The following is a 22,995-nucleotide window of genomic DNA, read 5'->3' as shown; positions in this document are numbered from 1 at the left end:
AACAATTACATAAACCAAGGATGAAGCGTCAGACTGTGAGCACACCATGGCCTTATCATCAATCGTCAGCTCCGGCTCAGGATGAAGCCGTCTCTCCTGCTACTGGCGATAGTTTCCGGACCTTTTCACAACCGGGCGCTTTCACTCTGAAATACAATTCTGTTTTACCTGTCGTATTCATTTTTTCTTCCAATTGGAGTCTCTCATGTTAAGACGCACCAAGATTGTTACCACTCTGGGTCCTGCTACTGATCGCGATAATAACCTTGAAGGTATTATTGCCGCCGGTGCTAACGTGGTTCGCATGAACTTTTCTCACGGTACCCCGGAAGATCATATGAACCGTGCCAACCAGGTGCGGGAAATTGCCAAAAAACTGGGCAAGCACGTGGCCATTCTGGGTGACCTGCAGGGTCCCAAGATCCGTGTTTCCACCTTTAAAGACGGTAAAATTCAGCTGAATATCGGCGACAAGTTCGTTCTCGACGCCGATCTGCCCAAGGGCGAAGGTAACCAGCAGGCCGTGGGCATTGACTATAAAGAGCTGCCCAAAGACGTTAAAAACGGCGACATTCTGCTGCTTGACGACGGCCGCGTACAGCTCCGTGTTGAAGGCGTGGAAGGCAACAAGGTACTGACCGAAGTGACCGTGGCCGGCCCCTTGTCCAATAACAAGGGCATCAACAAGAAAGGCGGCGGCCTGTCTGCTCCGGCCCTGACCGACAAAGATAAAGAAGACATCAAAACCGCGGCCAAAATTGGCGTGGACTATCTGGCCGTTTCCTTCCCCCGCACCGGTGAAGACATGCGTATTGCCCGTGAACTGGCACGCGCTGCTGGCAGTAATGCCAAACTGGTGGCCAAGGTAGAGCGCGCCGAAGCGGTAGCAACCGATGCCGCCATGGAAGACGTGGTGCTGGCGTCCGACGCCGTCATGGTAGCCCGTGGTGATCTGGGCGTGGAAATCGGCGACCCCGAGCTGGTGGGCGTGCAGAAAAAACTGATCCGCACCAGCCGCCGCCTGAACCGGGTGGTGATTACTGCGACTCAGATGATGGAGTCGATGATCACAGCGCCGCTTCCTACTCGTGCCGAAGTGATGGACGTGGCCAACGCCGTGCTGGACGGCACTGATGCCGTTATGCTGTCTGCGGAAACCGCTGCCGGTGACTTTCCGGTAGAAACCGTAAAAGCCATGGCCGAAGTGTGCCTGGGTGCCGAAAAGCACCCCAGCATCAATGTCTCCAACCACCGCATGAACTTTACCTTTACGTCGGTGGAAGAAACCGTGGCCATGTCCACCATGTATGCCGCCAACCACCTGCAGGGTGTAAAGGCCATTGTGGCACTGACTCATTCCGGTACTACGCCGCTGCTGCTGTCCCGCATCAGCTCCGGTCTGCCGATTTTTGCCCTGTCTCAGGAAGAAAAAACCCTGTCCTGGGCCAACCTGTTCCGTGGTGTTACCCCGGTTTACTTCAAGGCTGACGAGACCAAAAATATCTCTGAAACCTGCCGTAATGCCATTGCCATTCTGAAAGAAGCCGGCCATGTAAACAGCGGTGACCTGGTATTGCTGACCCACGGTGACATGATGGAAGTGGTGGGCAGCACCAATACCTGCAAAATTCTGACGGTAGAATAAGCGAGATACCGTCACTCCGGGCCTGACCCGGAGTCCATAACAGAGTGGATGCCGGCCTTCGCCGGGATGACAATATAAAAAAGGCCGGACGTGTAGTCCGGCCTTTTTACTGGCTTAACGCCACCGCCTGCCGCACGCGCCGGGCAACTTCCTGCCAGTTTTCTGCCTTGATAAGCTCCGGCGAGGCCAGCCAGGAGCCGCCGCACGCCAGCACTTGTGGTATGGCCAGATAATCTCCGAGGTTATTGGTATCAATCCCCCCTGTGGGCAGTACACTAAGCTGACCAAAAGGTCCGAGCAGGGCGCTCAGCATGGCAACGCCTCCCGACGGCTCGGCCGGAAAAAACTTGAGTGTAGTCAGGCCCATTTCCAGCGCTGCCTCTATGGTGCTGGCATTATTAACCCCGGGAATAATGGGAATATCCAGCTCCCGGCAGGCCGTCACTGTATTGGGGTTAAACCCGGGGGACACCATAAAATCGGCACCGGCTGTTTTGGCAGCCAGTGCCTGTTGCCGGTTAAGGATGGTACCGGCACCAATCAGCATATGCGGATGGTGCCGGCGCAGCAACGCAATGGCATCGGCTGCTGCTGGGGTACGAAAGGTAATTTCCGCTACCGGCAGGCCGTTATCTTCCAGCACTCTGCCAAGGGACAGCACAGATGCCGGCTGCTCCAGAGTGATCAATGGCAGCAACCGCCGGCTGCCAAGTTGCTGGATAATATCACTCATGGATCAGGCTGCATTTTCTTTTTTCACCTGCTGCTGACGGCTGAGCACACCGGGCGCGAAACTGTCTACCGCTATGGCCTTGCGGCGCAGCTCGTCGGCCTGTTGCAGCCGGCAGGCCTCACCCTCGGTAATAATGCCCGCCTGCTGTGCCTGCTCCAGCAGTGGCCTGAGCGCCAGCTTACGCGGCAAGGTGCCGTCTTTCTGCGCCTTGGCAATTTTTTTGTCCAGACTGGCGACCGCCACCATGGCTTCAAAGGCCGCTTCCAGTTCACCCAGGCCGGGCTCACTGGCGGCTGGCCGGTAACACAGTGCCGACAGCCGGTCTCGTATGCCACCTGGTTTCATCAGCTGCTTACAGATACCGTGCACATAACGGTCTGAGGGCATGCGATAACGGTTACCCAACGGGAATACCAGCGCTTTAAGGGTAAAAGCCACTGCCCTGTTAGGGAAGTTCTGCAAAAATCCGCTCAGGGCTTCACCTATCAGGTGCAGGTTGCGGCTGACCGCATAATGCACAAAAGGCAGATCTTGTGACTGACGGCCATTATCCTCAAAGTATTTCAGGGTGGCACTGGCCAGATAAAGGTGGCTGAGCACATCTCCCAGCCGGGCCGAGAGCATTTCTTTACGCTTGAGATCGCCCCCCAGCATCAGCATGGACACATCGGCACACAATGCCAGCGCCCGGCTCATACGACTGAGCTGGCGATAATACACCGCCGTTTCACCGGACACCGGTGAGTTGTTAAAGCGGGCCCCGGTCAGCCCCTGCCACAGAGCCCCGGCCGCATTACCGGTGGCAAAGCGAATATGACTGAACAACAGCTTGTCAAACTGCTCCAGCGCCGCTTTTTCATCGGGATTGGCAGCAGCTTCCATTTCTTTCAGCACATAGGGGTGACAGCGGGTGGCCCCCTGACCAAAGATCATCAGGTTGCGGGTGAGAATATTGGCCCCTTCTACGGTAATGGCAATGGGCATGCCCATGTAATTGTGGGCCAGGTAGTTTTTGGGACCCATCTGAATGGCCTTGCCCGCGTGCACGTCCATGGCGTCGTTCATCACGGTGCGGGCCATTTCGGTCATGTGATATTTGGATATGGCCGTTACGATGGCCGGACTTTCACCGGAGTCCAGCGCTCTGGTAGTGAGCCGGCGGGCCGCTTCCAGCTGGTAGGTCAGACCGCCGATACGGGCCATGGCCTCCTGAACGCCTTCAAAACGGCCGATAGACAGACCAAACTGTTTACGCACTACCGAATAGGCACTGGTACTGAGGGTCGCCAGATGGCCACTGGCCGCGCCCAGTGCCGGCAACGAAATACCCCGTCCTGCCGACAGGCACTCCACCAGCATACGCCAGCCACGGCCGGCATAGTCAGGGCCGCCGATAATCCAGTCGATGGGAATAAATACATCTTTGCCACGGGTGGTGCCGTTTAAAAACGCCAGTCCCATGGGCAGGTGCCGGTCGCCGGTTTCCACGCCCGGGTGTGAAGTAGGAATAAGTGCACAGGTAATGCCCGGCTCCTTGTTGTCGCCCAGTAAGCCGTCGGGATCGTACAGTTTGAACGCCAGCCCCAGCACGGTCGCGCGGGGAGCCAGTGTAATGTAGCGCTTGTCCCAGTTCAGGCGCAGGCCCAGCACCTCCTTGCCGTCATATTCGCCCATGCACACCACGCCACTGTCGGGAATGGCACCGGCGTCAGAGCCGGCTTCGGGGCCGGTAAGCGCAAAACAGGGAATTTCGGTGCCATTGGCAAGGCCGGGCAGCCAGCGGTTTTTCTGGGCTTCGGTGCCGTAATGGGTTAACAGCTCGCCGGGACCTAGCGAATTGGGCACCATCACGGTAACAGAAGCACTGGTACTGCGACTGGCAATACGGGCCACTATGGTGGAATTGGCAAACGCAGAAAATTCCAGCCCACCATAAGACTCAGGAATGATCAGAGAGAAAAAGCCATTGCTGCGCAGATAGTCCCATACCGACTCGGGTAACTCCCGCTCTTCGCTGACAATCTGATAATCATCCAGCATGGCCAGCAGGGTTTCCACTTCGTTATCAAGAAATGACTGTTCCCGCTCGCTGAGTTCGGACGGGCCATAGGCCATTAGCTTTGACCAGTCGGGCCGGCCGCTGAACAGCTCACCGTCCCACCAGACCGAGCCGGCTTCCATGGCTTCACGCTCGGTTGCCGACAGCGGCGGTAATACCTTTTTAAAAGTATTGAATGCCGGTGCACTTATCCACTTTCTGCGTAAACTCATTATGACCTCCTCAACCCCTTGGTTGTGTCAATCGATACGGGCTTCCATGCCGCTTGCCAGATAAGGAATTACCTTTCGAACCAGGCCTTCCACGTCAATATTCTCATTAAAATCGTTACGGGCTATATCACGCAGAGCGTCACCGGATGCCATGGTAAATACCACGGTACCCAGGGTGAAGTGCAGCCGCCAGAACAAGTCTGCCGACGACAGGCCCGGAATCGCCCGCCTGATACAACGGGAGAAGTTGTCCAGCACTTCACCATATTGGTTAACGATAAACCAGCGCAAAAAGCCCTGGTTATCCATATAGCCTCCCCCCAGCAGCTGGAGGAAAATCTCGGGACCGCGCCGGCGTATACGGGTCAGCCCCATCAGCGGACTGACAAAGCACTCAAACACCTGCTGGACTTTTATCTCGTTCTGATTCAGCAGCTGCCGCAGGCTATTATTCACCTCGGGCATAAACTGACTGAGATAACGGTTCATTACCGCCTTGATCAGATCCTTGCGCGAGCCAAAGTGATAATTGACCGAGGCCAGGTTCACATCTGCCGCACTGGTGATCAGCCTGAGTGACGTGTCGCTGAAGCCCTGCTCGGCAAACAACACTTCGGCGGCATCGAGTATTTTTTGTTTGGTATTGTTACGCGCCACCGGACACCCTCAACAAGTTTTAAACACTTGTTTAAAATCTATGTTTGACACGTCCGGCTGTCAAGCAATCCGCTGTGAATATTTTTTATGCAGTCTTTTTGCAAATGTTCGGGAACCTTTGTTCCCGGAAGGGCTCCTACAAGATGCCACTGCAATTAAGCACTAAGTCTTAGCCCAGCATTCACTGCTGGGCGTTTTTTTATTTTTGATAAGTGAACGTTGAAACATGAGCCTGAAAGACGCACCCGCACACATACAGCTGGCGGTAGACTTGATTGAATTACTTGAAGTAAACCAGGTCGATCCAGAGCTGGCACTCAAGGCGCTGGCCATTGTGACTCAGGATCTTGAGCGTAAACTGCATGAGCAGCCTGCAGACCAATAACAAACGCCCCTTTCGGGGCGTTGATGTTATTGCTCTTCTTCCAGATAGGCGTAGCCTTCAAGCCCGGCAGAAAGCTCTTTCAGCAACAGCGCCCGGGTTTCCTCATCCAGATCGGGATGGCTTGCCTGCAACTCATACTGGGCATTGATGACGGTCGGGTCAATGTCCACATAACGCAGCAGCTCGGCCACATTGCTGCCTTCCTTGATATTGGTGATGTGCGCCTTGCCCTGCTCATCCAGCACCACCTCGGCACTGTGAGTGTCACCAAACAAATTATGCATATCGCCCAGAATTTCCTGATAGGCGCCCACCAGGAAGAAGCCCAGATACTGGGGCTGTCCGGGCACAAACTCCGGCATGGGCAGTGTGGTTTCCACACCCTGACCATCTACATACTGATCAATGGCACCGTCAGAGTCGCAGGTAATGTCCAGGATCACCGCACGCCGCGCCGGCGCTCTGTCGAGGCCGTCGAGGGGCAGCACCGGAAAGATCTGATCAATCCCCCAGGCGTCGGGCAACGACTGGAACAGCGAAAAGTTTACAAAGCACTTGTCTGCCAGCTTTTCATTCAGCTCATCCATAATGGGCCTGTGTGCCCGGTTTACCGGATCCAGCTTTTGCTTGATGGCCAGACAAATATTCAGGTGTACTTCTTCTGCCCAGGCTCTGTCTTCCAGGGTGAGCATGCCCATATTGTACTGACCATGCACATCGGCAAGCTCTGCTACTGTGTCGTGATAGATTTCCAGCAGGGGCGGATCGTCCCGGCACAGATCATTCCAGGTTTCCCACATATTTTTCAGCAAAAAGGGGGCATCTTCTGCCGGCGCTGCCGGTCGCGTGCTCTGAGCCGACTCAATACTGATCACATTGGCCACCAGCATGGCATGGTGAGCAGTAATGGCCCGGCCAGACTCGCTGATAATACGCGGATGCGGCAGCTCATACTCCCGGCAGACATTGCCGATGCCCCACACCACATTGTTGGCATATTCGCGCAGATTATAGTTGGCCGAACAGTAGCTTTGTGAGCGGGTGCCTTCATAGTCCACGCCCAGACCACCGCCCACATCCACAATGTTGACCGGCACATTCAGCCGGCGCAGCTCGGCATAAAAGCGGCCGCACTCGCGAATGCCCTTCTGAATATCACGAATGTTGGCAATCTGAGATCCCAGATGAAAATGCAGCAACTGCAGCCAGTCAATGCAGCCGGCATCTTTCAGCTGATTGACCAGGCTCAGCACCTGAGTGGCACTGAGGCCGAACTTGGACTTCTCGCCGCCGCTCGACTGCCATTTTCCTGCGCCCTGAGACGCCAGCCGGGCCCGCACACCAAGACGCGGCGACACCTTAAGCTTGGCGGCTTCTTCCATTACCAGGGACAGCTCAGACAGCTTTTCAATCACAATGTAAACCTGATGGCCCATTTTGGTGCCAAGCAGCGCCAGGCGCACGTATTCCTTGTCTTTGTAGCCGTTGCAGACAATCACCGACTCGGTTTCATGAGTATGGGCCAGCACCGCCAGCAGCTCCGGCTTTGAGCCGGCTTCCAGCCCCAGCCGGGGTTTGTCTTTGTAGGCCTTGGTGACGGCATCCAGTACGCCGCGCTGCTGGTTCACCTTAATCGGATACACAGTCAGGTAATCGCCTTCATAGCCATAGTCTTCAATGGCACCGTTAAAGGCATGAAACAACGCATCAATGCGGCTTTTGATAATATCCGGAAAACGCAGCAGGACAGGCGCAGCATAGCCTTCAGCCTTGAGTTGCTCCACCACATCTGCCAGCACCACTCTGGCATCGGGGCGGGTTTTATCAGGAGTGACATAGACACGCCCCTGTTCATCGAGATGGAAAAAACCCGCGCCCCAGTAAGGCAGGTTGTAGATTTTGAGTGCGTCGCTTGCGGACCATTCAGCCATGCGTTTTGTCCCCTTTTTGGTTCAGGGTCACAGAAAATCCGGGCATTGCGCTGCCCGGCATGAGTATGAGTCGGTTTAACAGTAAGCCGTTCACGGCCATGATAAAAACCGGGGCCGCGAGTGTACAGTCCGGTTGTGCCGCTGACCAGACGAAACCTGATAAAAAACCCGCATTCATCCCCTCCATCATGTTATCTTTTCGCCATATTTCAGCAAAAACTGCTGGCCGCAACGAAAACCCAGTTGGTAATCCTGCTCAAGCTGTTGCCTGCCTGAACCAAGCACACGGCTTTGCAACGGCACGGGCGGTGCAATTTCCAGGACATTTGTCGAATCTGGCGGCTGTTCGATAAAACGACAGGCATCGTGACAGCAATGCTGATGAGCACGAATAATTCCCAGCAGCTCGCCGATACGCTCCTTGCCAGCCAGACTTTCCAGCCGGTGCAACCAGCTGAGGTTGATGCGCTGAGCCGCCGGTTGTGTGCGGATCACGACGATCACACCCGCCCCTCTGCGCCAGGCTTCACGCACCGGAATGGCATCGGCCACGCCGCCGTCAAGATAGCGCTCTCCCTGCCATTCCACGCCTTTACGGTAAAACAGCGGTATGGCACTGGACGCTTTCAGCCCCAGCAGCCAGTCAGTACTGTCCGGGTGGAAGTAACAAGCCTGATAATCCCGCGCCCGGGTACTGCAAAACAACAGCTCACGCTGTCCCAGCCGCAGACGGCCGCCTGCAACATCCAGCGGCAGCTGATGGCGCAGTACCTCAAAGTACCAGTCAAGATCCACCAAATCGCCTCCCCGGGCAAAATGCAGCGGCCGGAAAAAATCCGATCGGGTGGTGTAGTCCATGATCACTTCCCGGGCATAACCCGGGCTGTGACAGACAAAACTGGATATATTCTGGGCACCGGCAGAAGAGCCGATAAATAACTGAAAGGGATCGAACGAATCAGCCATAAAGGCGTCGAGCACACCGGCAGTGAAAATACCCCGCTGACCGCCGCCTTCACACACCAGCGCCAGCTTGGCAGATGCACCGGCAAGCTCAATACCGTTATGATGATATGGTTGGGTGTGCAGCCTTAACATAGACAGCCCTGTCTTAGCGTTCTGATGGCAGCATAAACATTATTTTTTCTAAGTTTAGCCGCAAAGCTCAGCACACAGTGACAGAGTTGTCAGCGATCGCTGTGGCCCAGGTCGCGCTCCGGGGCAATCTGGTCCCGAATGCGCTGCTTTATTTCCTTGGCGTCGGGAAAGCCGTTATCGGCCACCCGGCACCAGATAAGCTCGCCGTTTACCAAAATCTGAAACTGTCCCTTGTCACCCGGGATCAGGGCTACCTCGCCGAGATCATCAGCAAACGTGGACAGCATTTCCTGGGCAAGCCAGCCCGAACGCAACAACCAGCGGCACAGACTGCAATAGCGAATTTCCACTCTGGGCTTCATGCTCAGCGCACCACACCGCTCAGAAACTCCTGACGGGTTTCCTGCCGGCTTTTGAAAATTCCCCCCAGAGAGGTGGTGGTAGTCGTACTGGTGGCATCCATCACACCGCGGGCCTTGACGCAATAATGGGTAGCCGTCATGCTCACTGCCACATCCTCCGACTCCAGCAGGGTCTGCAATGCGACCAGTATCTGTTGGGTCAGCCGCTCCTGTACCTGAGGCCGGCGGGCAAAAAACTGCACAATGCGGTTAATTTTGGACAAGCCAATCACCTTGCTGCGCGGAATGTAAGCCACGGTAGCAGTGCCGTCTATAGTGACAAAATGGTGCTCGCAGGTACTCGTCATGGTGATATTGCGCACCTGTACCATTTCGTCGACCTTCATTTTGTTATCGATCAGGGTAATTTTGGGGAACTGACTATAATCCAGCCCGGAGAAGATCTCACGCACATACATTTTAGCGATGCGCTGGGGGGTTTCTGCCAGACTGTCGTCTTCCAGATCCAGCCCGAGCACATCCATTACCTGGGTCATCAGGCCGGTGATCTGCTCTTGCTGTTGATCCCGGCTCAGGGGGTTATGGCGCATCGGGGTTTCCAGACCCCGGGCTTCCAGGGCCGAGCGGACCCGAATGGCTTCGTCGCTCAGTGCGGTCATCATCTTCTCCGTGGGATTTACAAGCAGAGGGCATGTTAGTGCATTTGACACTGGCTGTGAATGACGGATTAGCGCTCATTTTGATGACACCGTCATGACAATCACTGCCCGGGTCTGGAATAATGTAGTCAATCAACACCATTCAGGGAGCCGGATTATGGCCATTCAGGATTGTTGCAGTCAGCCGGGCCTTCGCCCTTTTGCAGATGCCAAAGCCGATATGCTGGGGCAGCTGGATACCCTTGACACTAACGAGCTGGTGCCGCTGGAGCAGGCTCTGAACCGAATTCTTGCAGAAGAGGTGACGTCACCGCTGGATGTGCCCGCTTTTACCAATTCGGCCATGGACGGCTATGCCCTGCAGGCTGCCGATGCCACTGCCGGACAGGGGCTGGCATTAATTGGTACCAGCCTGGCGGGCCATCCGTTCACCGGCCGGGTAGAAAGCGGCCAGTGTGTGCGCATCATGACAGGTGCGGCCCTGCCACTGGGGGCCGACAGTGTGGAAATGCAGGAAAACTGCACCTCTGCCAACAACCGTGTGACCTTTGCCCAGGCAGTACGCCCGGGTCAGAACGTGCGTCAGGCGGCAGAAGATGTGGCTCAGGGCGAAGTGGTGTTTAAGGCCGGCATGCGTATTAATGCCCGCGTGCTGTCGGTGCTGGCCTCACTGGGGCTGGAGCAGGTGCCGGTGCGCCGGCCGCTGCGGGTGGCGCTCTTGTCTACCGGTGATGAGCTGAAGCGCCCCGGCGAGCTGCTGGCACCGGGCGAAATTTACGACTCCAACCGCACTGGTCTGGCGGCCATGCTGGGCCGGCTGGGAGTGGAGATCACCGATTATGGCATTATTGCTGATGATCCCACGCTGATCCGCCAGACGTTTTTAAAAGCCGCATCCAGCCACGATGCCATTGTGACCTCGGGCGGCGTGTCGGTGGGCGATGCCGACCACACCAAGGCCGTGCTGGAAGAAGTGGGCCGCATTGGCTTCTGGAAGCTGGCGGTCAAACCGGGCAAACCTTTTGCCTTTGGCCATATCGACCAATGCGCCTTTTTCGGTTTGCCGGGCAATCCGGTGTCGGCGGCGGTTACCTTTCACCTGCTGGTGCGCCCTGCCCTGGCAAAACTGGCCGGCGAGCAGCTCTTTCCTGCCATCACTCTGCAGGCCACGGCACTGATGCCGTTCAGAAAATCACCGGGACGAATGGACTTTCAGCGCGGCTGGGTGGAAACACAGGCCGACGGCTCCCTAGGCGTGGTGCCCGCAGGCTCACAGAGCTCGGCGGTGTTCAGCGCCATGGCCGAAGCCAACTGCCTGCTGCACCTGGAGCAGGACAGAGGCCATGTGGAAAAAGGCGACACCGTCACCCTGGAATTGATTGACGGCCTGTATTGGTAAACCCCACCCTGCTATATGAAGCAGCAGTGCGGTTGCACTCCGCCGACACGCTTCGGGCCCCTCCATGGGACGCTCGAAAATGCCATCCGTGGCATTTTATGGTCGGCTTCGGCAATCCCCACTGCTGCTTCATGCACCATCGGTAGCGTCTGCTCGCTGCCAGCTTACATAGGTTTATTTGCAGACATCATGCCTGCCAGTTACACCACTGATAGCTGATAGCTTACAGCTTCAAGCTTCAAGCTCCCGAAGGGTCACCACTTGCTCGCCGCATCGGTGTCGCTGCGTTTGGCATCCACCCAGCGTTCGCCATCTGTGGTGCGTTCCTTTTTCCAGAAGGGAGCGCGGGTTTTCAGGTAATCCATTATAAAATGGCAGGCCTCGAACGCCGCTTCTCTGTGCTGGCTGGCTACCCCTACAAACACGATTTGATCGCCAAGCTCCAGTGCGCCCACCCGATGAATAACCCGGCACGCCAGCAACGGCCAGCGGCTGTTGGCCTCGGCCACAATTTGCTCAAGCGCGTGCTCTGTCATGCCCGGATAGTGCTCCAGGGTCATGCCGCTGACCGCATCCCCCTGGTTCATCTCCCGTACCTTGCCCACAAAGGTAACCACGGCACCGGTTTGATGAGACTGACTCATGGCCTCATATTCGGTGGCCAGGCAGAAGTCCTCGGTCTGCACCCGTATCATATTAACCTCCGGTTACCGGCGGAAAAAACGCTACTTCGTCGCCGTCTTTCAGGGGCGTTGCCGGATTGGCCATTTCATGATTGACCGCCACCAGCAGGCTGTTGTCGGCCAGTACCTGCGCCCAGGTATCGTTGCGCGCCGCCAGATGCTCACGCAGGGCGTTCACATTGGCAAACTCTGTCTCGAGCGACAGCTCGTCTTCACCCAGCTGCTCCCGCACGCGGGCAAAAAATACCACCTTAATCATCAGCTCTGAACTCCCCGGACTTGCCGCCCTTTTTCTCCAGCAGACGTACGCCCTCTATCAGCATGTCTTTCTGTACCGCCTTGCACATGTCGTAAATGGTGAGCGCCGCCACCGATGCGGCGGTGAGCGCTTCCATCTCCACGCCGGTCTGACCGGCCAGCTTGCAGTAGCTCTCTATGCGCACGCCGCCGCGCTCGCGGCATGGCTCAAGCTTGACCTCCACTTTCGACAGCGCCAGCGGATGGCACAACGGAATAAGATCAGAGGTTTTTTTGGCCGCCATAATGCCAGCAATGCGGGCGGTGGCAAACACATCACCCTTGTGATGCCGGCCCTCTACAATCAGCGCCAGGGTCTCGGGAGCCATCAGCACCCAGGCTTCGGCCCGGGCTTCCCGGCTGGTCACTGCCTTATCGCTCACATCCACCATGTTGGCCTCACCGGAGGCATTAATATGAGTAAGCCGGCTCATAGGCTCACCAGATGCTGCACAAAATTACAGGGCTTGTGCCGGGCATCCAGCTGCTCGGCCAGAATGCCGTTCCAGCCGGTGCGGCAGGCACCGGTGGAGCCCGGCAGGCAGAACACCGCCGTGCGGTTGGCCAGGCCGCCAAGCGCGCGGCTTTGCACGGTAGAGGTGCCCAGCTCCTGATAGGTGATATGACGGAACAGCTCGCCAAAGCCGTCAATCTGCACATCCAGCAGCGGGGCCACCGCTTCCGGTGTGGTATCACGACCGGTAAAGCCGGTGCCGCCGGTGATGATCACCACCTGCACTTGCGGGCTGGCTATCCAGCGGGAAATCAGCGCACGAATCTCGTATTTGTCATCCTTGAGAATGACTTTTTCTGCCAGCCGGTGGCCGGCCGCGGTAAGCGCCTCTACCAGAAAACGACCGGAGGTATCGCTTTCTTCGGTACGGGTATCAGACACCGTCAGCACCGCGATATTGAGCGGCACCAGCTCCTGACTTGCATGACTCATGATGTCACCTTAATTATTTTCACATAAAATTAACTTACCGGCATTGTTCCCGCTGCCCGGCAGCAGGTCAAGCCAAAAAAAAGCCTGTGGCCATATTGCCACAGGCGTTGCCTTGCTGCATGACCGAGATCAGAAACCGGCCACTCCGCTCATGTCCGGCAGCTGATGCGCTATGCCTTTATGGCAGTCGATACAGGTTTTTTCACCGCTGGCCAGTGAGGTGGAATGAGCCTGAGCGGCGCGATTGCCCTGCACACTGAAGTCCATAAAGTCAAAGTTATGACAGTTGCGGCACTCCCGGGAGTCAGTCTCCTTCATGCGCTGCCATTCCCGCTCGGCCATGTGCCGGCGATGGGCCTCAAACTTTTCCGGGGTGTCAATAATGCCGGTAATCTTGCCCCACACTTCCTTGGAAGCGGCAATTTTACGCACTATCTTGTGGGTCCATTCATGCGGCACATGACAGTCGGGACAACTGGCGCGCACCCCGGAACGGTTGGCATAATGAATGGTATCTCTGTATTCCAGATAGACGTTATCGCGCATCTCGTGGCAGCTGATGCAAAAGCTCTCGGTGTTGGTCATTTCCAGGGCAGTGTTAAAGCCCCCCCAGAAAATCACCCCGCCAATAAAGCCCAGCAACAGCACCACCCCTGCCGCCACACGTGCCGGCGAGCGGAACACGCGCCACAAGCCGCGCAGCAGTCCGTTTTTCTTTGCCATAATGCCTCCTCAGCGCAGTGATTCAACTGGCGTAAAGACGTTATCCACCAGCGGCTCTGCCCCGGTTTGCGGCACATGACACTGCAGACAAAAATAACGCCGCGGGCTGATGTCTCCCAGGGTCAGGCCATCCCGGTTTTCATAATGAGTGGGGCTTACTCTGGGCGCGTTGCGTTCGGCGGCATTTTTCCAGCCATGGCAGGACAGACACTGGTTTACCTTGAGATCCACCTCATAGCCACGCACCTGATGAGGTACCAGCGGTGGCTGATGAATATAAACCCTGTCCTGTATGCCCTGATCTTTCAACGGATCGGCAATACGAGAAGGAGCCGGATCCTTGTCCAGGGACATTTTTCCCCGCAGGGATTCCATGTTACCCGCATCGGGGGCAGCCGTTGCCAGTCCGGCCAGCACCAGCAACAAAGGTGCCAGCAGATGTTTTGCGGTGATGCTCATATGCGATTCTCCACCTTGCTCACATTGACGTGGGTTATGCCTTGGTCACCTTGACGGCGCACTTTTTATAATCCGTTTCCTTGGACAGCGGGCAGGTCGCATCCAGGGTCAGGCGGTTAATCAGCTGACTTTCATCAAACCAGGGCACAAATACCAGGCCTTTGGGCGGCCGGTTGCGGCCCCGGGTTTCCAGCCGGGTTTTCATTTCGCCCCGGCGCGAGCTCATTAATACCTCATCGCCCCGGCGCAGGCCCCGGGCCCTGGCGTCATCAGGGTGCATAAACACCTGAGCGGTAGGATAAGACTTGTGCAGCTCGGGCACTCGGCGGGTCATGGTGCCCGAGTGCCAGTGCTCCAGCACCCGGCCGGTAGACAGCCAGAGGTCAAACTCGTCATCGGGCTCTTCCGCCGCCGGCTCGTAAGGCAATGCAAAAATCACCGCCCTGTTATCTTTATGACCATAAAACTGCACACCGGCCCCCTCTTCTACATAAGGGTCATAGCCTTCCCGGTAGCGCCACAGGGTTTCCTGGCCGTTCACCACCGGCCAGCGCAGCCCCCGCTCTTCATGGTATCTGTCGTAGGGGGCCAGATCGTGAGCATGGCCGCGACCAAACTCCGCATATTCTTCAAACAGGCCCTTCTGCACATAAAAACCGAAGTGGTCCCGCTCGTCATTGAACTCGTTTTTGCAGTCTTCCGCCGGAAAGCGATCGACCTGACCGTTGGTAAAGAGCACGTCATACAGGCTTTTGCTACGGTATTCGGGCATCTGGGTCAGCAGCTCCTCAGGCCAGATCTCTTCCATGGTGAAGCGTTTGGAAAACTCCATCAGCTGCCACAGATCCGAGCGCGCCCCTTCCGGCGCTTTTACCTGCTGATACCACACCTGAGTGCGGCGCTCGGCATTGCCGTAGCCTCCTTCCTTCTCTACCCACATGGCGGTGGGCAGCACCAGATCCGCCGCCTGAGCGGTCACTGTGGGATACGGGTCGGAGACCACCACAAAGTTCTCCGGGTTACGATAGCCGGGCAGGCTTTCTTCGTTCATATTGGCCGCCGCCTGCATATTGTTGTTACACATCACCCAATAGGCATTGAGCTTGCCGTCTTTGAGCATGCGGTTTTGCAGCACGGCGTGATAACCGGGCTCAGGGTTGATGGTGCCGGCGGGCAGTTTCCAGATTTTTTCGGCCACGGCTCTGTGGTCCGGATTGGTTACTACCATGTCGGCAGGCAGACGGTGAGAAAAAGTGCCCACTTCCCGGGCGGTGCCACAGGCAGACGGCTGGCCGGTCAGTGAAAACGGGCTGTTGCCCGGCTCGGAGATTTTGCCGGTCAGCAGATGTATGTTGTAAACCATGTTATTGGCCCAGGTGCCCCGGGTATGCTGGTTAAAGCCCATGGTCCAGAACGACACCACCTTGGTATTGGGATCGGCATAGGCTTTGGCCAGCGCTTCCAGCCGCCATGCCGGAACCCCGGACAGATCTGCAACTGTGTTTACATCGTAGTCGGCGACAAAGGCGGCAAACTCATCAAAGTTCATGGGCGTGGAAGCACCGGAGTCCGGGTGCGCAGCCGCCGCCTGGCGCGGATGGGTGGGCCGCAGGCCATAACCGATATCGGTTTCACCCCGTGCAAAGCGTACATGACGCTCCACAAAGTCCTGATTTACATGACCGTTCTCAATAATGTAGTGGGCAATGTAATTAAGAATGGCCAGATCGGTCTGGGGCTTGAATACCATGCCATTATCCGCCAGCTCAAAGCTGCGGTGCTCATAGGTAGAAAGCACATGCACCCGCACATGAGGCGCGCTCAGCCGGCGATCGGTCAGGCGGGACCACAAAATAGGGTGCATTTCCGCCATATTGGAGCCCCACAGCACAAAGCTGTCGGTGGCTTCAATGTCGTCATAGCAGCCCATGGGTTCGTCCATGCCAAAGGTGCGCATAAAGCCGGCCACCGCCGACGCCATGCAATGGCGGGCATTGGGATCCAGGTTATTGGAGCGAAAACCCGCCTTGAAAAGCTTGGCGGCAGCATAGCCTTCCATGATGGTCCACTGACCGGAGCCGAACATGCCCACTGCTTCCGGCCCTTTGGTCCTGAGCGCGGCTTTCCACTTTTCAGCCATGATATCAAAGGCCTGATCCCAGCTGACGGGCGTGAATTCGCCATTTTTGTCGTATTGACCGTTACTCATGCGCAGCAGCGGCGTGGTCAGCCGGTCTTTGCCGTACATGATTTTTGACAGAAAATACCCTTTAACGCAGTTCAGCCCCCGGTTTACCGGTGCCTTGGGATCACCCTGAGTGGCCACTACCTTGCCGTTTTGTGAGCCCACCAGTACCGAGCAGCCGGTGCCACAAAAACGGCAGGGTGCCTTGTCCCACTTAATGGCAGTCTGATCCCGGCTGGTGATGAGGTTGGTCGCCATGGCCGGCACGGCCAGACCGGCCGCTGCTGCTGCCGCCGCCACCGCATTGGCTTTCATAAAATCACGACGATTCAGTTTCATGCTTGCTCCTCACCGGCTTCCTGGCCGGCAAACTCATGATAAATGAGAGTGGTCGATATCACGCCGTCCAGGGGCGCTATGCGGTCAATATTGGCCACGATGGCACTCTGGTCGGGTCCTTCAAGGGACACCACCAGCTTGCCCTGCTCACCAAACACCGGCACTTCGGCACCGGGCATGGCGTTAATGGTGGTGATCACCGCTGCCATTTGTTCAGGCTTGCAATACACCACCAGGCTGGCCACATGCCATTCCTGCTCCGTCATGCTGCTCCTCCCTCTTTAACAATGCTGATGGCACTCACCGGACAGGCCGCCACACAGCCGCCGCAACCGGTGCAAGCATCCTGCTCCAGCTCGGGCACCGATACGCCCCCCAGCCGGGGCCGAAAGCGAATGGCCCGGGGCTCGCAGCTATCTTCACAACTGCGGCAATGCACACCCTGATGAGCCAGGCAGGCATGACTGAAAGCAGCCACTTGCTGCCAGGGGGCCTGTTCGGTGGAATAAAACAGAGGCTCGCCGCAGGCACTGACACAGTCGGTGCAGAAAGTGCATTCACCTTTACTGAAATCGATGGCCGGAAAGCCGCCGTCGGCCACCACAATAATCTGCTCGGGGCAGGCTTGAATGCAGTCGCCACAGCGGGTGCATTGGGCGGTAAATGCTGGCCAGTCCAGTGCCCAGGGCAGAGGCTGAACATGATGCTGAGACGTCAATCCTCCCTTCAGCCAGCGCCGGCGGGATAAATCGGGTGCGGTATCCATATTGCTCCCATTATTAGTAACAGCCTGAAATGTAGCACAAGTGTGACAAGCTGAGTTTAAATGAGTATTTACAGAGTATAGAAAGGGAGTAGCGATAGAAACCCTGAATACGGGGTATTCAGGGATATATTGATGCAGATCAGTATCGGGCGATGACACCAGCCACCACCCTGCATTGTTATGAAACTATTAACCGCCGATGGATGCCAAATGCGGTGTCATGCCGCTGATGCCTTCATGCAGAAAGTGGGTCGCTTTTTTATCGGCCAGGGCGTTACGCAAGCGCCGTTGCAGCGCCGCCTGTTGTTCTTCATGCTGCAGCAGCTCACGCAGATCTACACCATATTCACCAAACAGGCACAAATGCAACTTACCCAGCGCCGACACCCGCAGGCGGTTGCAACTGGCACAGAAGTCTTTGGCATAAGGCATGATAAGGCCAATTTCGCCCACATAGTCCGAATGCCAGAATACTTCCGCCGGACCATCATTATGCGCCCGTACTTTTTGCTGCCAGCCGGCTTCCAGCAACTTTTCCTTGATGGCCGCCCCACGCACGTGATGACGGTCAAACAGCTCGTCCATTTCACCGGTTTGCATCAGCTCGATAAAACGCAACTGAATGGGATTGGACTTTATCCAGGCCAGAAAGTTACCCAGCTCACCGTCATTGAGCCCGCGCATCAGTACTGTATTCACCTTCACCTGCTCAAAACCGGCCGCAAAGGCGGCATCAATGCCCGCCATCACCTCATGAAAACGGTTCTGACCGGTGATCTGGTGAAACATGCGCGGATCCAGGCTGTCAACGCTGACGTTGATAGCGCCCAGCCCGGCACTGCGCCAGTCTGCTACCTGCTCCGCCATACGATAGCCGTTGGTAGTGGTAGCCACCTTGCGAATGCCGGGCGTAGATGCCACCGTTTCGATGATATCGGTAAAGTCCCGGCGCATGGAGGGCTCACCACCGGTAATGCGCACCTTGTTGGTGCCCATGGCGGCAAAAGCACGAGTGATGTGACGGATCTCACTCAGGGTAAGAAAAGACTTGCGGCCGTCGGGACGATAACCGTCAGGCAAACAGTATTGACAGCGAAAGTTGCAGACGTCGGTCACCGACAGCCGCAAATAATGAAATTTGCGCGCGAACGCGTCTTGTAGTTCCAGCATAAACACCTTTCCAAAACGGGAGGCGGCATCATTTCTGATAACACCCTTACGAGCCCGAAGGCCCGAGCGGTCCGCACACCTTATTGAGAACCCAACTTAGGCGATGACGAACTCGGAGTTTGTAAACCAATGTTCTCACCTCACCTTAGGTGTAAACATAGCTTTAGATCAAGAAATATTTGGCTGCCGGCAAGAGAATATGGACTGTATCGGTATTTATTTGCTTTGTCAGAGGGAGATAGAAGGGAAATTGCATTACGCAACAAACACCTGTCGCACAATGCGACATTCCGCAATTTGGGTTGGTCGGTATTTATTCAAATACACTGGAAAGCCAGCAATGACGGGGATTTGAAAAGTTGGCACGATACTTTCATATACTTAAGCAGTCGTTTTTATCCCGTGCTCTCTTCAGCTCCCGCTGAAGTTCGGTCAACCCATTGGGTTGGCCATTTTTTTTGCCTGCTTAACGGCTTTCTCTGTGTAATTGAACCGCTTCAAGGGTATCACTCAGCGCCTGTTGCCAGGCTGCCATCAGTAACGACACCTGATCAGTCTGTTGCTGACGACAAGCCTGTTCCAGCTTTTCTGCCAGGAACTGACAGCGTAAAGCACCGTAACTGCCACAGGCTGATTTAAGACTATGGCACCATAGTGCCATGCCTTCATGATTTCCTTCATTAAACGCCTGCTCCAGCGCTTCTCCCTGCTGTATGCCGTCTTCCGCAAACAAGATCAGCAGACGGCCCAGTGCATCCTGCCCAAGATCTTTGACCAGTTGTTCCAGTCGTGCCGGATCCAACAGCGGCAGACGAGGGTAAAGTGTTTGCCAGTCAGCCATTATCATCTCCCCAGCTTTGCAGCTTACGATAAATCGTTGACGGGCTGACCTCGAGCATGGCTGCAGCCCGGGAGATGTTGCCATCACAATGAGCAATAGTGCGTTCTATGGCTTTTCGTTCAACCACTGCCAGCGGTAATATGGGCTGAGATGCCGCTGCTCCGTCATGATCGGCCGTTGTCGCTCCGGTTGTAATGCTATCAAGTGGTGCCGGCAGCATATCAACTTCAATCCACTCTCCCTGATGCAGCACCACTGCATTACGGATCACGTTTTGCAGCTGGCGCACATTGCCGGGCCAGTGATATGCCTGCAAACGATTTTTGGTTGCCTCAGACAGCCCCACAAAATCTTTGCCTTCTTCCCGTGACGCCTGACGCACCAGGGTGGTGGCAATATTAATCACATCTCCTCCCCGCTCGCGCAGTGGCGGAAGATGTACCGGGATCACATGCAAGCGGTAGTAGAGATCTTCCCGAAAACGGCCCTGCTCTACTTCAACAAGCGGATCCCGGTTGGTGGCACACACAATGCGCACATCAACTTTCACATGATTGGAGCTGCCCACCGGCTGGATCAGGCCGGTCTGTAAAAAGCGCAGCAGCTTGCTCTGCAGCTCCAGATCCATTTCACAGATTTCATCCATAAACAGAGTGCCGCCGTTGGCACGGATAACAGCGCCGTCTCTGTCTTGCAGTGCACCGGTAAAGGCACCCTTGATATGGCCGAACAGCTCACTTTCCATCAAATCACGTGGAATAGCGGCACAGTTCAGTGCAATAAAAGGCCCGTCAGCGCGGCCACTGAGCTGATGAATAGCTTCAGCACATACTTCCTTGCCAGTGCCGCTTTCACCGGTAATAAAGACGGTAGCGGTGCTGGGAGCGGCATTCTCAATCAGCCGGTAAACTTTTTGCATCGGCAGACTTTCACCGATAAACCCTTGAAAACGCTTTCTGTCGATCTCATGGCGATACTGATTGACCAGCTGATTGAGCCGGCGAAATTTCATGGTGTTATGCAGGGTCACCTTGAGCCGTTCGGCTTCTACCGGTTTGCTGATAAAGTCATGAGCCCCCAGACGCATGGCGTCTACCGCGACATCCACAGAGCCGTGAGCCGTCATCACTATGGTAGTAATATTCAGCTGCTCTTCATGCAGCCACTGCAAAATATCCATACCCGGCATATCGGGCAGGATTAAATCCAGCAGCAAAATATCAGGAGGCTCGCGCTTAATATGCTCCAGTGCCTGCTGGCCGTTGCTGACTGTCGTCAGCACCAAAGGCTCATCCTGCAAAAACATCTGATACATGGCTGCCAATGACGGCGTGTCTTCCACCATCAGGACAGTTAGCCTTTTATCTACCATCATACTTCTCTCATTGAATTCATTGTCATTTTTCTTTGGGCCTGAAGAAATGACTTGCCTTCAGATAACCGGATGTTAACATATATCCAACATAGAAAATGACTCATACGTTACCCATTCACCGTGCTTGTTCACTGCGCTCAGCAGGACAAACAATATTGTTGCCTTCGTGGCTGCTGCGAAACCAGGGTGGTTATCCTCCCTGGTCTTTTTTATGCCGGATTGTCGATATCTACAAATTCCACGGTGATCCCATGGTTGGCTGCCAGCCACTCTCCCAGTGCCTTAACGCCGTAGCGCTCGGTGGCATGATGGCCGGCAGCAAAGAAGTGAATGCCCAGCTCACGGGCTGAGTGAACCGTCTGCTCGGAAACTTCACCACTGATAAAGGCATCCATGCCCTGCTCTGCCGCCAGATCGATATAGCCCTGACCACCACCGGTGCACCAGCCAATTTTGCGAATTTGCGCCGGCCCTGTGTCACCCACATGCAGCACGCCTCGGCCCAGCGTCTGCTCAATGCGGCTGGCCAGTTCGCTCCCGGTCATTGCCGTGCTCAGCTCACCACGCATGGCCACCGACAACTCATTGCCCGGCTCAAGCGGACCGGCCATCTCAATGCCGAGTAACGCCGCCAGCTGAGCGTTATTACCAAGCTCAGGAGCAATATCCAGTGGCAGATGATAGGCATAAAGGTTGACATCATTCGCCAGCAGGGCTTTCAGCCGGTTGCGCTTCATGCCTGTTACCGGCTGCGATTCTCCTTTCCAAAAATAACCGTGATGCACCAGAATGGCATCGGCGCGACGGGCAATGGCCTCGTCAATTAATGCCTGGCTGGCGGTCACACCGGTAACAATATGGCGAATGTCGGCGCGCCCTTCCACTTGCAGTCCGTTGGGGCAATAATCACGAATAGCCTGAGTATTCAGCTGCTTGTTTAACAGTTGCTCGAGCTGGATGTTGTTCACGCTGGCTCCCCTTGTTGATGGGTTGAATAGGCAATATTGTAAAGCAAAAGAGGATGATTTGATGCGCCTTTTACCAACGCAGCCATTCACTCATTATCGCCATAATGAAGTGCGGGATCTGGCCTGGGCCATTGGTAGCCCGGGTTTATTGCCCGGAGTCTCTATGGCACCGGACGATAGCTGGTATGCTCACCTGCTGAAAGCATATCAGCCACGCCTGCAACAACTGGATAGAAATCCCGCCCTGCTGCTGCATCACTGTCGTCACTGCCGCCGGCTGGGGCAGTACTTTGAGGCCCTGTGGCACTTCTTTTTACTGGACTATCCGGGTTTTCAGGTACTGGGCTTTAATCGCCAGCAGGTAGTGGCAGGACGGACCATGGGTGCCTTTGATTTTCTGCTGTGGGACCACCATCGCCAGCGTATCGAACACTGGGAGCTGGCGGTGAAATTTTATCTGATCACTGATATGAGCGCTCCGCAAGACAGTGCCTTGGGTATTAACCCCTGCGACAGACTCAGACGCAAACTGGATCATATGCAACAGCATCAGCTGCAGTTGAGTGAACATGCTGAAGTCCGTGCAGCACTGAAAGCCGAAGGCCTGTTGCCGGTAAAAAAGCGGCTGCTGTTGAAAGGACGTTTATTTTATCCCGAAGGATCCATGCTGCCGAAGCAGCCAGGCCATGACTACGGACGCTGGGGCTATGAGCTGCCGGGGCCGGGTTTTATGCCCCAGCAAAAACTGGGCTGGATGACGGGCGGACGTGTTACCACCGAATTGCGGGATCGGCAGAACTACCAGAATGAAGATGGCAGCTGGTATGTTCGAGTAGATGAAAACTGGAATAGGGAGAAGTAGTGGAGGCGCGTTCCGGAGTCGAACCGGACTAAACGGATTTGCAATCCGCTGCATAACCGCTTTGCTAACGCGCCTTTGCAGGGTGTTGATTGGAGCGGGAAACGAGATTCGAACTCGCGACCCCAACCTTGGCAAGGTTGTGCTCTACCAGCTGAGCTATTCCCGCATACAAATCAAAATACAAAAAATCATCAACAGCCGGGCTGCTGATGGAGTTGCATTATAGGCAGGCGCACCTGCA

At 55.8% G+C, this 22,995-nt stretch carries 24 protein-coding genes, 2 tRNA genes and 1 riboswitch; of the genes, 4 read left to right on the top strand and 22 right to left on the bottom strand.

Going from position 1 to position 22,995, the window contains the following annotated elements:
• The first annotated feature begins 205 nt into the window (after positions 1-205).
• A complete protein-coding gene (pyk, locus tag R0I78_RS11530) occupies positions 206-1,645 on the top strand; it encodes a pyruvate kinase (protein WP_019935757.1) in 1,440 nt (479 codons plus the stop codon).
• Positions 1,646-1,751: 106 nt separating this feature from the next.
• On the opposite strand, the gene R0I78_RS11525 is transcribed toward pyk, so the two are convergent.
• The 3 genes from R0I78_RS11525 to R0I78_RS11515 are packed head-to-tail and all read right to left on the bottom strand — an operon-like array spanning position 1,752 to position 5,306.
• Positions 1,752-2,378, bottom strand: a complete 627-nt coding sequence (locus R0I78_RS11525) for a bifunctional 4-hydroxy-2-oxoglutarate aldolase/2-dehydro-3-deoxy-phosphogluconate aldolase (RefSeq protein ID WP_019935756.1) — start codon at positions 2,376-2,378, stop codon at positions 1,752-1,754.
• Between the two features lie 3 nt (positions 2,379-2,381).
• Positions 2,382-4,649 (bottom strand): acyl-CoA dehydrogenase, encoded by a 2,268-nt coding sequence (locus R0I78_RS11520; protein WP_317075404.1) that lies wholly within the window; start codon positions 4,647-4,649, stop codon positions 2,382-2,384.
• Between the two features lie 27 nt (positions 4,650-4,676).
• Positions 4,677-5,306, bottom strand: coding sequence for a TetR/AcrR family transcriptional regulator (locus R0I78_RS11515; RefSeq protein ID WP_317075403.1), 630 nt, complete (start codon positions 5,304-5,306; stop codon positions 4,677-4,679).
• Positions 5,307-5,532: 226 nt separating this feature from the next.
• Here R0I78_RS11515 and R0I78_RS11510 point away from each other — a divergent pair, with 226 nt between their 5' ends.
• Positions 5,533-5,691: a DUF2496 domain-containing protein gene (locus R0I78_RS11510; protein WP_019935753.1), complete on the top strand. Its 159-nt coding sequence runs from the start codon at positions 5,533-5,535 to the stop codon at positions 5,689-5,691.
• Between the two features lie 26 nt (positions 5,692-5,717).
• Here R0I78_RS11510 and speA read toward each other — a convergent pair whose 3' ends face one another.
• From speA to folE, 4 genes are all read right to left on the bottom strand, one after another.
• Positions 5,718-7,622, bottom strand: a complete 1,905-nt coding sequence (gene speA, locus R0I78_RS11505) for a biosynthetic arginine decarboxylase (RefSeq protein ID WP_019935752.1) — start codon at positions 7,620-7,622, stop codon at positions 5,718-5,720.
• A 186-nt stretch (positions 7,623-7,808) separates the two neighbouring features.
• Positions 7,809-8,720, bottom strand: coding sequence for a patatin family protein (locus R0I78_RS11500; protein WP_317075402.1), 912 nt, complete (start codon positions 8,718-8,720; stop codon positions 7,809-7,811).
• Positions 8,721-8,809: 89 nt separating this feature from the next.
• Positions 8,810-9,082, bottom strand: a complete 273-nt coding sequence (locus R0I78_RS11495) for a SelT/SelW/SelH family protein (protein WP_019935749.1) — start codon at positions 9,080-9,082, stop codon at positions 8,810-8,812.
• Positions 9,083-9,084: 2 nt separating this feature from the next.
• Entirely contained in the window at positions 9,085-9,741 is a 657-nt protein-coding gene (gene folE, locus R0I78_RS11490) for a GTP cyclohydrolase I FolE (protein ID WP_019935748.1), read from the bottom strand.
• Positions 9,742-9,898: 157 nt separating this feature from the next.
• On the opposite strand from folE, the gene glp reads away from it, so the two are divergent.
• On the top strand, positions 9,899-11,140 hold the full coding sequence (glp, locus tag R0I78_RS11485) for a gephyrin-like molybdotransferase Glp (RefSeq protein WP_317075401.1): 1,242 nt from the start codon (positions 9,899-9,901) through the stop codon (positions 11,138-11,140).
• Positions 11,141-11,394: 254 nt separating this feature from the next.
• On the opposite strand, the gene moaE is transcribed toward glp, so the two are convergent.
• The 13 genes from moaE to R0I78_RS11420 all read right to left on the bottom strand — a co-directional run bounded on the left by moaE (position 11,395) and on the right by R0I78_RS11420 (position 21,892).
• Positions 11,395-11,835: a molybdopterin synthase catalytic subunit MoaE gene (gene moaE / locus R0I78_RS11480; protein WP_317075400.1), complete on the bottom strand. Its 441-nt coding sequence runs from the start codon at positions 11,833-11,835 to the stop codon at positions 11,395-11,397.
• 1 nt (position 11,836) lies between these two features.
• Positions 11,837-12,082: a molybdopterin synthase sulfur carrier subunit gene (gene moaD / locus R0I78_RS11475; protein WP_317075399.1), complete on the bottom strand. Its 246-nt coding sequence runs from the start codon at positions 12,080-12,082 to the stop codon at positions 11,837-11,839.
• Positions 12,075-12,554 (bottom strand): cyclic pyranopterin monophosphate synthase MoaC, encoded by a 480-nt coding sequence (gene moaC, locus R0I78_RS11470; RefSeq protein WP_019935744.1) that lies wholly within the window; start codon positions 12,552-12,554, stop codon positions 12,075-12,077. The genes moaD and moaC overlap by 8 nt, the downstream gene beginning before the upstream one ends.
• Positions 12,551-13,066: a molybdenum cofactor biosynthesis protein B gene (moaB, locus tag R0I78_RS11465; RefSeq protein WP_019935743.1), complete on the bottom strand. Its 516-nt coding sequence runs from the start codon at positions 13,064-13,066 to the stop codon at positions 12,551-12,553. Before moaB ends, moaC begins: the two co-directional genes overlap by 4 nt.
• 129 nt (positions 13,067-13,195) lie before the next feature.
• Entirely contained in the window at positions 13,196-13,789 is a 594-nt protein-coding gene (locus R0I78_RS11460) for a cytochrome c3 family protein (protein ID WP_019935742.1), read from the bottom strand.
• Positions 13,790-13,798: 9 nt separating this feature from the next.
• Positions 13,799-14,248 (bottom strand): nitrate reductase cytochrome c-type subunit, encoded by a 450-nt coding sequence (locus R0I78_RS11455; protein WP_317075398.1) that lies wholly within the window; start codon positions 14,246-14,248, stop codon positions 13,799-13,801.
• A 34-nt stretch (positions 14,249-14,282) separates the two neighbouring features.
• A complete protein-coding gene (napA, locus tag R0I78_RS11450; protein WP_317075397.1) occupies positions 14,283-16,772 on the bottom strand; it encodes a nitrate reductase catalytic subunit NapA in 2,490 nt (829 codons plus the stop codon).
• On the bottom strand, positions 16,769-17,038 hold the full coding sequence (locus R0I78_RS11445; RefSeq protein ID WP_317075396.1) for a chaperone NapD: 270 nt from the start codon (positions 17,036-17,038) through the stop codon (positions 16,769-16,771). The genes napA and R0I78_RS11445 overlap by 4 nt, the downstream gene beginning before the upstream one ends.
• Positions 17,035-17,538, bottom strand: a complete 504-nt coding sequence (gene napF / locus R0I78_RS11440; RefSeq protein ID WP_317075395.1) for a ferredoxin-type protein NapF — start codon at positions 17,536-17,538, stop codon at positions 17,035-17,037. The genes R0I78_RS11445 and napF overlap by 4 nt, the downstream gene beginning before the upstream one ends.
• Before the next feature lie 189 nt (positions 17,539-17,727).
• Positions 17,728-18,708: a GTP 3',8-cyclase MoaA gene (moaA, locus tag R0I78_RS11435; RefSeq protein ID WP_317075394.1), complete on the bottom strand. Its 981-nt coding sequence runs from the start codon at positions 18,706-18,708 to the stop codon at positions 17,728-17,730.
• Positions 18,696-18,838: riboswitch (molybdenum cofactor riboswitch) on the bottom strand. It overlaps the preceding gene by 13 nt.
• A 336-nt stretch (positions 18,839-19,174) precedes the next feature.
• Positions 19,175-19,549: an Hpt domain-containing protein gene (locus tag R0I78_RS11430; protein WP_019935736.1), complete on the bottom strand. Its 375-nt coding sequence runs from the start codon at positions 19,547-19,549 to the stop codon at positions 19,175-19,177.
• A complete protein-coding gene (locus R0I78_RS11425) occupies positions 19,542-20,921 on the bottom strand; it encodes a sigma-54-dependent transcriptional regulator (RefSeq protein WP_026344921.1) in 1,380 nt (459 codons plus the stop codon). Before R0I78_RS11425 ends, R0I78_RS11430 begins: the two co-directional genes overlap by 8 nt.
• 212 nt (positions 20,922-21,133) lie before the next feature.
• Entirely contained in the window at positions 21,134-21,892 is a 759-nt protein-coding gene (locus R0I78_RS11420) for a Nif3-like dinuclear metal center hexameric protein (RefSeq protein WP_317075393.1), read from the bottom strand.
• Between the two features lie 61 nt (positions 21,893-21,953).
• Here R0I78_RS11420 and R0I78_RS11415 point away from each other — a divergent pair, with 61 nt between their 5' ends.
• Positions 21,954-22,754 carry a DUF1853 family protein gene (locus tag R0I78_RS11415; protein WP_317075392.1) on the top strand — a complete coding sequence of 267 codons (801 nt, stop codon included), beginning with the start codon at positions 21,954-21,956 and terminating at the stop codon, positions 22,752-22,754.
• Here R0I78_RS11415 and R0I78_RS11410 read toward each other — a convergent pair.
• Together R0I78_RS11410 and R0I78_RS11405 are read right to left on the bottom strand one after the other, a co-directional pair.
• Positions 22,755-22,828: transfer RNA gene (locus R0I78_RS11410), tRNA-Cys, on the bottom strand.
• A 16-nt stretch (positions 22,829-22,844) separates the two neighbouring features.
• Positions 22,845-22,920, bottom strand: a tRNA-Gly gene (locus tag R0I78_RS11405).
• Positions 22,921-22,995 lie beyond the last annotated feature (75 nt).

It is taken from the genome of Oceanimonas sp. CAM02 (assembly GCF_032842915.1).
In the GTDB taxonomy this organism is placed as follows: domain Bacteria; phylum Pseudomonadota; class Gammaproteobacteria; order Enterobacterales; family Aeromonadaceae; genus Oceanimonas; species Oceanimonas smirnovii.
This window is presented reverse-complemented; position numbering and strand designations above follow the sequence as displayed.

Excerpts from the sequence above, each read along its gene's own strand:
- R0I78_RS11430 (WP_019935736.1), bottom strand. The coding sequence starts at position 19,549 with ATGGCTGACTGGCAAACACTTTACCCTCGTCTGCCGCTGTTGGATCCG.
- napA (WP_317075397.1), bottom strand. The coding sequence starts at position 16,772 with ATGAAACTGAATCGTCGTGATTTTATGAAAGCCAATGCGGTGGCGGCG.
- folE (WP_019935748.1), bottom strand. The coding sequence starts at position 9,741 with ATGACCGCACTGAGCGACGAAGCCATTCGGGTCCGCTCGGCCCTGGAA.
- moaC (WP_019935744.1), bottom strand. The coding sequence starts at position 12,554 with ATGAGCCGGCTTACTCATATTAATGCCTCCGGTGAGGCCAACATGGTG.
- moaA (WP_317075394.1), bottom strand. The coding sequence starts at position 18,708 with ATGCTGGAACTACAAGACGCGTTCGCGCGCAAATTTCATTATTTGCGG.
- R0I78_RS11445 (WP_317075396.1), bottom strand. The coding sequence starts at position 17,038 with ATGACGGAGCAGGAATGGCATGTGGCCAGCCTGGTGGTGTATTGCAAG.
- R0I78_RS11460 (WP_019935742.1), bottom strand. The coding sequence starts at position 13,789 with ATGGCAAAGAAAAACGGACTGCTGCGCGGCTTGTGGCGCGTGTTCCGC.
- moaD (WP_317075399.1), bottom strand. The coding sequence starts at position 12,082 with ATGATTAAGGTGGTATTTTTTGCCCGCGTGCGGGAGCAGCTGGGTGAA.
- R0I78_RS11495 (WP_019935749.1), bottom strand. The coding sequence starts at position 9,082 with ATGAAGCCCAGAGTGGAAATTCGCTATTGCAGTCTGTGCCGCTGGTTG.
- napF (WP_317075395.1), bottom strand. The coding sequence starts at position 17,538 with ATGGATACCGCACCCGATTTATCCCGCCGGCGCTGGCTGAAGGGAGGA.
- moaB (WP_019935743.1), bottom strand. The coding sequence starts at position 13,066 with ATGAGTCATGCAAGTCAGGAGCTGGTGCCGCTCAATATCGCGGTGCTG.
- R0I78_RS11510 (WP_019935753.1), top strand. The coding sequence starts at position 5,533 with ATGAGCCTGAAAGACGCACCCGCACACATACAGCTGGCGGTAGACTTG.
- R0I78_RS11520 (WP_317075404.1), bottom strand. The coding sequence starts at position 4,649 with ATGAGTTTACGCAGAAAGTGGATAAGTGCACCGGCATTCAATACTTTT.
- R0I78_RS11525 (WP_019935756.1), bottom strand. The coding sequence starts at position 2,378 with ATGAGTGATATTATCCAGCAACTTGGCAGCCGGCGGTTGCTGCCATTG.
- R0I78_RS11500 (WP_317075402.1), bottom strand. The coding sequence starts at position 8,720 with ATGTTAAGGCTGCACACCCAACCATATCATCATAACGGTATTGAGCTT.
- moaE (WP_317075400.1), bottom strand. The coding sequence starts at position 11,835 with ATGATACGGGTGCAGACCGAGGACTTCTGCCTGGCCACCGAATATGAG.
- speA (WP_019935752.1), bottom strand. The coding sequence starts at position 7,622 with ATGGCTGAATGGTCCGCAAGCGACGCACTCAAAATCTACAACCTGCCT.
- R0I78_RS11415 (WP_317075392.1), top strand. The coding sequence starts at position 21,954 with ATGCGCCTTTTACCAACGCAGCCATTCACTCATTATCGCCATAATGAA.
- R0I78_RS11425 (WP_026344921.1), bottom strand. The coding sequence starts at position 20,921 with ATGGTAGATAAAAGGCTAACTGTCCTGATGGTGGAAGACACGCCGTCA.
- R0I78_RS11455 (WP_317075398.1), bottom strand. The coding sequence starts at position 14,248 with ATGAGCATCACCGCAAAACATCTGCTGGCACCTTTGTTGCTGGTGCTG.
- glp (WP_317075401.1), top strand. The coding sequence starts at position 9,899 with ATGGCCATTCAGGATTGTTGCAGTCAGCCGGGCCTTCGCCCTTTTGCA.
- pyk (WP_019935757.1), top strand. The coding sequence starts at position 206 with ATGTTAAGACGCACCAAGATTGTTACCACTCTGGGTCCTGCTACTGAT.